Origin of the sequence: Brevundimonas sp. UBA5713 (genome assembly GCF_002419815.1) — a bacterium.
GTDB lineage: Bacteria > Pseudomonadota > Alphaproteobacteria > Caulobacterales > Caulobacteraceae > Brevundimonas.
Genome location: NZ_DIGV01000056.1, coordinates 1 through 8,970 on the forward strand (window position 1 = coordinate 1; position 8,970 = coordinate 8,970).

Below are 8,970 nucleotides of genomic sequence, written 5' to 3' on the forward strand. Positions count from 1 at the left end.
ATCCAGTTAACTTGTCAGCACCTGGTTGGCCGCGTTTTCTTCTGCCGTGACAGTCTGACTGAAGGGATTTTCAGCTGTAATGAAGGTCGCTCCGCTCCGGTCGGTCAGTACGAACCGGTGGGCAAGCTCATGTGATCGCTGACCAATTTTAAGGACGAAGAATCCGTCATCCGAAAGGACGTGATAATTTGTAGCACTGTAAGCTGCTACGAGGTCGTTGTTTACTGCGGTCGTTGACATTAAAGAACCTCCATTTGGAGGGGCGACACAGCTTCCGCTTTGTTGCTCAGTTGAGCCACATCTGCTTACGCAAACCACCTTGCCCGGACTGGCAGGTTGGTGTGGGTGTCGACCCAACTCTTGATGATTTCCACTGCATATCCCTGAAATAGCTTACATGGCAAGTGGAGCTAAAGATGGGGGACAATTTTTGCTTCACACTGACGTGACCCCCATTTCTCATCCAGCCATAACGAGAGTCCGAGGTGATCTTGATCTGCTCCCGGGAAACTGGATCACCTGAAGTTAGAGTTTTCCGGGAGCAGATCAGTACAGCGTGGCCGGCGGGCTGTTTCCTGAACAGGCCGCCGCGCTCGCGACGGCGGCTATCAGAGGCGATCGCGAGGAAGCGGGCCGATGCGACGCCGCCTTCGCCGGCTTGTGGGACTTGTTCCGCGCCCACGGCAGTCTTCGGCTGATGTATGCGGCGGCGAATATGCTGGGGCTGACCGAAGCGTCGCCGCCGAAGCCGCTTCTGGGACCCGATGAGAAGCTGAAAGCCAGTCTTGCGAAGGCTTTGCCGCTCTGAGACCGCGGGGGAGGCAAATGTGAGGTTTTGGTCAGGGAGCCAAGGACCGCTCCTGGCGCGTCGCCGACATCAGCGTGGATAGGCGAGGACATCTGACCATAGGTCGACGAAAAGCCTTCCACTGGGGCAAGAATGACGAACCCTCTCAGGAGGGCTCATCAGTGCGACAGCCCGATGGGAAGATGGCTCTTGTCGTGACGGCCCACCCGCTCCACTAGAGACTGTTCATCAGCGTTCATGCCAATGACCTCGACTTCGGCCCCCTGCTTCCGATAACGGAAAACGACCTTGTCGACAGCGGCGACGCCTGTCAGGTCCCACAGGTGGGCGTCGGTCATATCGATCTCCACGCGCCTGGGGCTGCCGTGGTGTTCGAAGGCTGCGGCGAAGACATCGGCCGAAGCGAAAAACAACTGCCCAGACACGCGGTAGCGCAGCACGCCGTCTTCCGGCGTTTCGATCTCTTCGACGACCACGGTCTTACCGACCTTGCGCATGAAGAAGACGGCCGAGAGGATCACGCCCAGGACGACGCCCTTGGACAGATCATGGGTGGCCACGACAGTCGCCGTCGTGGCGATCATGACGATGGACGACTGGAACGGCGTTGAGCGCAGCTTCAGGACTGAGCCCCAGTCGAAGGTTCCGATGGACACCATGATCATCACCGCCACCAGAGCCGCCATGGGTATCCGCGCCACCCAATCCTGAAGCACCAGGATCAGGAACAAGAGGAAGAGGCCAGCCCATAGCGTGGACAGGCGGCCTCGCGCGCCGGAGGTCACATTGATGATCGACTGGCCGATCATGGCGCAACCCGCCATGCCGCCGAACAGCGGCGACAGGATGTTGGCGATGCCCTGACCGCGCGTCTCGCGGTCCTTGTCTGAAGGGGTGTCAGTCAGGTCGTCGATCAGGTTCGCCGTTAGCAGGCTTTCCAGCAGGCCGACGAAGGCTAATGTAGCCGAGACTGGCGCGATAATGGCGAAGGTCTCCCAGGCCAGCGGGACGGCCGGCAGATGGAAGATCGGCAGGGATGAAGGCATTTGACCCATGTCGCCGACCGTGCGGACATCCAGACCGGTCATCATCACGAAGCCGCTGATCAGGACGATGGCGACCAGGGGCGAAGGCACGGCCTTGGTCAGGCGAGGGAAGCCGTAGATGATGGCCAGGGCAGCGCCGACCAGAGCGAAGGTCTGCCAGTTGGCGCCGATCAGTTCCGGCATCTGAGCCAGGAAGATCAGGATGGCCAGAGAGTTGACGAAGCCGGTCATGACGCTGCGGCTGACGAAGCGGATGTAGCGGCCCAGTTTCAGCAGGCCGATGATGATTTGAAAGACGCCGCACAGGATCGATGCGGCGAACAGGTATTCCAGGCCATGATCACGGACGAGCGTAACCATGAGCAGGGCCATGGCGCCGGTCGCGGCCGAGATCATGGCGGGTCGCCCACCGACGAAGGCGATGGTCACGGCGATGACGAAGCTGGCGTAAAGGCCCACGGCGGTATCGACGCCGGCGATGATGGAGAAGGCGATGGCCTCCGGGATCAGGGCCAGCGCCACGACGGTGCCCGCCAGCAAATCGCGGCGAGGGTTGGCGAGCCATTGCTGGCGCGCGGATGCAATAATGGACATTCAGGATTTCATTTGGACGAGCCGCATGCGGCGGCTCAGTTTCCCGACGGATCGGCGGACGGGATAGCCACCCGGCAGCCCAGGGGCGCCGAGTCCAAGGTGAACGACGGCATGCATGCCGCTACGGGGCTTTGAATGCAAGATCCGTCACGTTCACTGCGCAAGAGGTTTGGACGAATCGACGGGGGGCGGCCGCCTGTTTCAGGTGCCCGCGACGGGTGCGGCTAGTGTCAAATCAATGCGACGGCGACCCCGCTTGCGGCGGTCAGGGCAACGACTATCCATGGTGGGCACTTCCACACCGTCAGCAGAACAAAGCCCGCCAGCGCCACGAAGAAGTCGATCGCACTCAGGATCGCGCCGGTTCCTACAGGGGTATAGAGGGCGAAAGCCAGAATGCCGACGACTGCCGCGTTCGCGCCGCGCATCGCCGCCTGGGCCGCCGGTCGGGCGCGCAGCAGACTCCAGAACGGCAGCACCCCTGTCACCAGCAGCAATCCCGGCGCGAAGATCGCCACTAGACAAAGGGCGGCCCCGGCCAATCCATTCGGAGAAGGCTCCATGGCGGCGCCCAGATAGGCGGCGAAGGTGAAAAGCGGCCCCGGTACGGCTTGGGCCGCGCCATAGCCCGCAAGAAAGCCATTGGAATCGATCCAGCCGGGCTGCACCACGCCTTCTTCGAGCAGGGGCAGAACGACGTGACCGCCTCCGAAAACGAAGGTGCCGGCTCGATAGAAGACGTCCAGCAAGGCGACGCCGTGGAGTCCTGTCGCCATGGAGGCGAGCGGCAAGCCCGCCAGAAGCAGAAGGAACACGGCCAGGGCCGTTGCGCCGGCGCGCCGTGAAATCGGGAAGCTTGGAGTCGACGCTGATGTGGCGTTCGTCGTCCGGCAGAGGCGCAGCCCCGCCAGGCTGCCGATGACGATGGCGACGATCTGACCTGTCGCTCCGCCGAGCAACATCAGGATTACAACAGCGGCTAGGCCGATAGCCGCTCTTTGCCAGTCGGGGGTCAGGGTGCGGGCCATCCCCCAGACCGCCTGAGCGACCACAGCCACGGCCACCAGCTTCAGTCCATGCAGCAGGCCCATTCCAACCGGACCGTTGAGCGAGGCTGCGCCCACGGCGAACAAGACCAGGAGCGCGGCGGACGGCAGTGTGAAGGCGCACCATGCCGCAATGCCGCCCAATGGGCCGGCGCGCCACAAGCCCAAGGCGTAGCCCGCTTGGCTGGAGGCTGGGCCGGGCAGGAATTGGCACATGGCGACCAAGTCGGCGTATCCGGCTTCATCGATCCAACGGCGTCGCGAGACCAACTCGTCCCGGAAATAGCCGAGGTGCGCCACGGGCCCGCCGAACGACGTGAGGCCGAGCTTGAGGAAGACCGCGAAGACCTCTGTCGGCGAACCGGCCAGTGGCGCGCTCGGGCACCCGTGGACTGAGCTGGATTCGCCGCTGATTTCCGTGGCCATTCTCTAACAGTCCAGCCTGAGGCTACGCAGACCTGGTCGCGATCGCGGACAGGTCGTTGGCCGCATCGATCGGCACGCCTGACGCCTTCCGCTCGGAATAGCGATCCACCAACTGGCCGGCATGGGCGCGGGTCAGGACGGTGAAGCGCACCAGTTCCTCCATCACGTCGACGATGCGATCATAGTAGCTGGACGACTTCATGCGGCCGTCGTCGTCGAACTCCATGAAGGCCTTGGCGACGCTGGACTGGTTGGGGATGGTGATCATCCGCATCCAGCGGCCGAGCAGGCGCAGGGTGTTGACGGCGTTGAAACTCTGCGAGCCGCCGGAGACCTGCATGACCGCCAGGGTGCGGCCCTGGGTCGGACGCATGCCGCCCATGCTGAGCGGCAGGTGATCGATCTGCAGCTTCATGATCCCGGAAATCTGGCCGTGGCGCTCCGGGCTGCTCCAGACCATGCCCTCCGACCACAGGGCGTGCTCGCGCAGTTCATGGACGGCGGGATGATCGTCGTAGGCGACCTGATCGGTCAGCGGCAGGTCGGACGAATCGAAGATGCGCGTCTCGCAGCCCATGAAGCGCAGAAGGCGGGCGGCCTCCTCGACGCACAGCCGGGAAAAGGACCGATCCCGCAGCGAGCCGTAGAGCAGCAGGATGCGCGGCGGATGGTCGTTCGGACCGAGGCCCAGCGCGGGGCAGCTGGACAGATAGGCCGGGTCGAGCGCGGGCAGGTGGTCGGGATCGGGCAGGTCGCGAAGGCGGGTCATTGGATACGCAGATCCTTGAACATGAAGGTCGCCGATGCCGGGCACAGGCCGCTGAACTGGCGAGAAGCGGCGATGGCGGGCGGCGCGGCTGACCGAAGGGCGACCGAGTAGCCGCGCCGCTGGAAGAAGGCGGCGGCCGAGGTCGTGAGCAGATAGAGGCTGGCAGCGCCTTGCTGGGCGGCTTCAGTTTCGAGCCAGGACAGGATCGCCCCGCCGTGACCGCCGCCGCGACGGCCGTCAGGGACGATGATGGAGCGGATCAGGACGTCGGGCCCGACCTGCTCCAGCCCGCCGTAGCCGACCAGCCCCTCGCCATTCTCAAAGCGGAAGAAGCGCCGGTCGGGTTCGTGGAGGTCATCCGTCGGCAGTCCGGCAGCCTCCAGCGCGGCGATCAGGTCGGCGGTGGGTTCGGGCAACGCCGAGACGTTGAAGGCCATCAGCAGGCGTCCTTCTTCGGGGCGGTCGCGGGGAAGTAGCGGCGGCCCAGCCACAGGGCGACCGACACCAGCAGGATCAGCACCGGGACCTCGACCAGCGGGCCGATGACCGCCGCGAATGCGACCGGCGACGCCAGCCCGAAGGCGGCGATGGCGACGGCGATTGCCAGTTCAAAGTTGTTAGAGGCGGCGGTGAACGCCAGGGCCGTGGTGCGCGGATAGTCCGCCTCGATCAGCTGTCCCATCAGGAAGCTGACCACGAACATGACGAAGAAGTAGATCGTCAGCGGGATGGCGATGCGCAGCGCGTCCAGCGGCAGGGCGACCACCTCGCCGCCCTTGAGGCTGAACATGGCGACGATGGTGAAGAGCAGGGCGATCAGGGTGACCGGCGCGATGCGCGGCAGGAAGCGTGTCTCGTACCAGTCGCTCCCCTTGCTCGCGACCAGCGCCCGCCGGGTCAGGAAGCCGCCGAGGAAGGGCAAGCCCAGATAGACCAGGACGGCGCCGGCGATGGTCCAGACGCTGACGTCCACCACGCTGCTCTCCAGTCCGAACAGGGGCGGCAGCACGGTCAGGAACAGCCAGGCGTAGAGGCTGAAGAAGGCGATCTGGAAGATCGAGTTGAAGGCGACCAGGCCCGCCACATACTGGTTGTCGCCGCGCGCCAACTGGTTCCAGACCAGCACCATGGCGATGCAGCGGGCCAGACCGATCAGGATGACGCCGGTCATGTATTCCGGCTGGTCGCGCAGGAAGATGACCGCCAGCGCGAACATCAGCACCGGCCCCAGCACCCAGTTCTGGAACAGGGAGAGCAGCAGCACGCGCTTGTCGGCGAAGACGCGCGGCAGTTCCTCGTATTTCACCCGCGCCAGCGGCGGATACATCATCAGGATCAGGCCGATGGCGATGGGGATGTTGGTCGTCCCGACCGACAGGCCGTCGATCCAGGCGGGAAGGCCCGGCACGACCGCACCCAGCAGCACGCCCAGCGCCATGGCCGCGAAAATCCACAGTGTCAGCCAACGGTCGAGGAAGGACAGGCGGCGCTTTGGCTGGTCAGTAATCACGGCGTCAACCATCAGCGGACCCTCCGGCCCTCGGCGTCGATGACGACTTCGCCGTCCTCCTTGGTGAAGGGCTTGAGCCCTTCCGACGGCAGAAGGTCGAGGACCGCTTCGGACGGGCGACACAGCTTCACCCCCAGCGGCGACACGACGATGGGACGGTTCAGCAGAACCGGATGGGTTTCGACGGCGTCCAGAAGTTGATCGTTGGACAGGGCGGGATCGCCGAGGCCCAGTTCGGCGAAGGGCGTGCCCTTCTCGCGCAGCAGACTGTGCAACGGAACGCCCATACGCTCGACCAACTCCAGGATCATCCCGCGGCTGGGCGGGGTCTTCAGATACTCGATGACATGGGGCTCGATCCCGACGTGGCGGATCAGGGCCAGGGCGTTGCGCGACGTCCCGCAGGCGGGGTTGTGATAGATGACGACGTCCATGAGGTCCTCAGGCGCGGCAGGGCGCGAGTTCGGCCAGAAGCGGCTCGCACAGGTCGGCGCGGCCCTGGCAGCAGTCCTTCAGCAGGAAGACGACAAGCGCCTGAAGGCGGCTCAGATCGGCGCGGTAGATGATCGAGCGGCTGCGACGCTCCGAGCTGATCAGGCCCGCGCGGGACAGAACCCCAAGGTGCGCCGACATGGTGTTGGCGGGCACTGCCAGTGCGTCCGCGATCTCTCCGGCAGGCAGGCCAGCGGGTTCATGCTGGACCAGCAGGCGGAAGGTCTCCAGCCGCGTGGGCTGGGCCAGGGCGGCGAGGGCGAGAATGGCGGCTTCTGATTCCATGATTCCAAGATAATGGAATCAATAACGGAGTCAAAGGCCCAACTAGTGCTCATGAATGTCGGCTTTGCGCGCGGATAAGAAAGGCCGCTTCTGGCGCATTTGCGAAGTCGCCACACTTCGGAGTGGACTTCGCCCGCGACCAGAGCGGTAGTCCGTTCATGACCTCAGATGATTTATACCAAGTCTGCATATGCCGCGTGCGGACTTCTCCCTTGTTCACACAGCCGCCACCGAGCGGTTCGGGGTATACGCCGACCCAATCATGGCCGTGATAAATGCCGACACTGGAGAGGCGGTTCAGGATGCCAATCTTGCCCTCGTCATTATCCTAGACGGACGCCTCAAGGCGGAGCGCGGAGCTTTCGATCAGTCTATTGCAGGTTTGACGATCAGCTCGGCTCTTGTCGATTCCGCTGTGCACCACATCGCCCGCTACGGCTCGGGCCACACCGAGGCTATCGTCACCGCCGACGCCGAGGCGGCCGAGCGTTTCGCCGCCCAGGTCGACAGCGCCATCGTCCTGGTCAACGCCTCCACCCAGTTCGCCGACGGCGGTGAGTTCGGCTTCGGCGGCGAGATCGGCATCTCCACCAACCGCCTGCACGCCCGCGGCCCCGTCGGCGCCGAGCAGCTGACCACCTACAAATACGTCGTCCGCGGCCAGGGCCAGATCCGGCCGTGACAGCAGGAAGCCGGAGACGTCTCCGCCTCCGGCTCCTCGCCGTTCACCTCATCCGGGCCTCAAGCCGCGCGAAGCGCGATGGGCCCGCAGAGCAATCCTATGCTCTGCCCTCGGGCAGAGCATAGGCGATCACATAGTCGCCTTCCGGCGTCTCCATGAAGTGATGGCCGCCGGCCATGATGACCAGGTATTCGCGGCCGTTCTGCTCGTAGATCATGGGGTTGGCCTGGCCGCCCGCGGGCAGGACGTCGGACCAGACGGTCTTGCCGGTCTCGATGTCGATGGCGCGGATCAGGTCGTCGGTCGCCGCGGCGATGAAGATCAGGCCGCTGGCCGTCACCACCGCGCCGCCGTTGTTGGGCGTGCCGATCTCCAGCGGAAGCATCGAGGGGATGCCCCACGGGCCGTTCTTGCGCGCCGTGCCGAACGGACGGTCCCACAGGGTCTGGCCGGTACGCATGTCGATGGCGGTGATCCCGCCATAGGGCGGCTCCTTGCACAACAGGCCCGTCCACTTCACGCGCCAGCCGGCGTTGACGTCGATGGCGTAGGGCACGCCGATCTGCGGGTCGCCGGCGCCTTCGCCCTTGGACAGGCTGCCGCCGCGTTCGGCCGCTTCCTTCTGCTGGGCGATGTAGCGCGGGTCGTCGCGCGGGAACCAGCCCTTTGCATTGGCCTCGGCGCGCGGCACCAGCCGGTTGTAGTTGGGCATGTCGTTGTAGTTGGCCACGATCACGCCGCGCACGGGATCGACCGCCACGCCGCCCCAGTCCGAGCCGCCGTTATAGCCCGGATAGTTGATGTAGTGGTTGGTCGAGGGCGGGGTGTAATAGCCTTGATAGTTCGCCTTCTTGAAGTTGATGCGGCAGAACATCTGGTCGATCGGGGACATGCCCCACATGTCGGCCTCGACCAGGTTCGGCTTGCGCAAGGTGGCGAACAGCGAGAACGGCTGGGTCGGCGAACGCTGGCCCTGTTCGGTCCCGCCGGTGGTCGGCACCGGCCGTTCCTCGACCCGGTGCAGCAGTTGTCCGGTGGCGCGGTTGAAGACGTACATGTCGCCTTGCTTGGTCGGCACCAGCAGCGCCGGTACCACGCCCGCCGCCGTCGGGAAGTCGATCAGCGTCGCCTGCGAGCCGTGGTCGAAGTCCCACACGTCGTTGTGGACGGTCTGGTAGTGCCAGCGCGGTTTGCCCGTCGTCACGTCCAGGGCGACGATGGAGGTCGAATACTGCTTCTCCAGCGGGCGGCGCGAACTGGACCAGTAGTCGGCCGAGGAGTTGCCCATCGGCAGATAGACCAGACCCAGATT

9 protein-coding genes, 1 pseudogene, 1 riboswitch and 1 other annotated feature are annotated in these 8,970 nt (G+C 64.6%); of the genes and pseudogenes, 2 read left to right on the forward strand and 8 right to left on the reverse strand.

The features are described from left to right. Positions 1–268: 268 nt before the first annotated feature. A riboswitch (SAM-I-IV-variant riboswitch) is annotated at positions 269–372 on the reverse strand. A gap of 184 nt (positions 373–556) precedes the next feature. Next, on the forward strand, positions 557–808 hold the full coding sequence (locus B3B04_RS13525; RefSeq protein ID WP_242915548.1) for a hypothetical protein: 252 nt from the start codon (positions 557–559) through the stop codon (positions 806–808). Positions 809–966: 158 nt separating this feature from the next. On the opposite strand, the gene B3B04_RS13530 is transcribed toward B3B04_RS13525, so the two are convergent. From B3B04_RS13530 to B3B04_RS13560, 7 genes are all read right to left on the reverse strand, one after another. Further along, complete coding sequence (locus B3B04_RS13530; RefSeq protein WP_313443580.1) at positions 967–2,442, reverse strand: SulP family inorganic anion transporter; 1,476 nt, start codon at positions 2,440–2,442, stop codon at positions 967–969. A gap of 43 nt (positions 2,443–2,485) precedes the next feature. Next, positions 2,486–2,547 (reverse strand) — a sequence feature (sul1 is cis-regulatory element that is thought to sense ions involved in sulfur or methionine metabolism; They are found in Alphaproteobacteria). 131 nt (positions 2,548–2,678) lie between these two features. Continuing rightward, positions 2,679–3,920, reverse strand: coding sequence for a chromate efflux transporter (chrA, locus tag B3B04_RS13535; protein WP_242915545.1), 1,242 nt, complete (start codon positions 3,918–3,920; stop codon positions 2,679–2,681). 22 nt (positions 3,921–3,942) lie between these two features. Then, a complete protein-coding gene (arsH, locus tag B3B04_RS13540; protein WP_242915543.1) occupies positions 3,943–4,689 on the reverse strand; it encodes an arsenical resistance protein ArsH in 747 nt (248 codons plus the stop codon). Then, positions 4,686–5,126: an arsenic resistance N-acetyltransferase ArsN2 gene (gene arsN2 / locus B3B04_RS13545; protein WP_248287025.1), complete on the reverse strand. Its 441-nt coding sequence runs from the start codon at positions 5,124–5,126 to the stop codon at positions 4,686–4,688. The genes arsH and arsN2 overlap by 4 nt, the downstream gene beginning before the upstream one ends. Beyond that, the gene (gene arsB / locus B3B04_RS13550; protein ID WP_242915539.1) at positions 5,126–6,211 is read right to left on the reverse strand and encodes an ACR3 family arsenite efflux transporter; all 1,086 of its coding nucleotides are present in this window, start codon (positions 6,209–6,211) and stop codon (positions 5,126–5,128) included. Before arsB ends, arsN2 begins: the two co-directional genes overlap by 1 nt. Then, positions 6,211–6,633, reverse strand: coding sequence for an arsenate reductase (glutaredoxin) (gene arsC, locus B3B04_RS13555; RefSeq protein ID WP_242915537.1), 423 nt, complete (start codon positions 6,631–6,633; stop codon positions 6,211–6,213). Before arsC ends, arsB begins: the two co-directional genes overlap by 1 nt. 7 nt (positions 6,634–6,640) lie before the next feature. Beyond that, positions 6,641–6,976: an ArsR/SmtB family transcription factor gene (locus B3B04_RS13560; RefSeq protein WP_242915535.1), complete on the reverse strand. Its 336-nt coding sequence runs from the start codon at positions 6,974–6,976 to the stop codon at positions 6,641–6,643. A gap of 388 nt (positions 6,977–7,364) precedes the next feature. Here B3B04_RS13560 and proA point away from each other — a divergent pair. Next, positions 7,365–7,658: pseudogene (gene proA, locus B3B04_RS13565) on the forward strand (gamma-glutamyl-phosphate reductase); the annotation flags it as partial. Positions 7,659–7,755: 97 nt separating this feature from the next. Here proA and B3B04_RS13570 read toward each other — a convergent pair. Then, positions 7,756–8,970 (reverse strand): PQQ-binding-like beta-propeller repeat protein (locus tag B3B04_RS13570; RefSeq protein WP_292043646.1); only part of this gene is annotated, 1,215 nt, incomplete at its 5' end.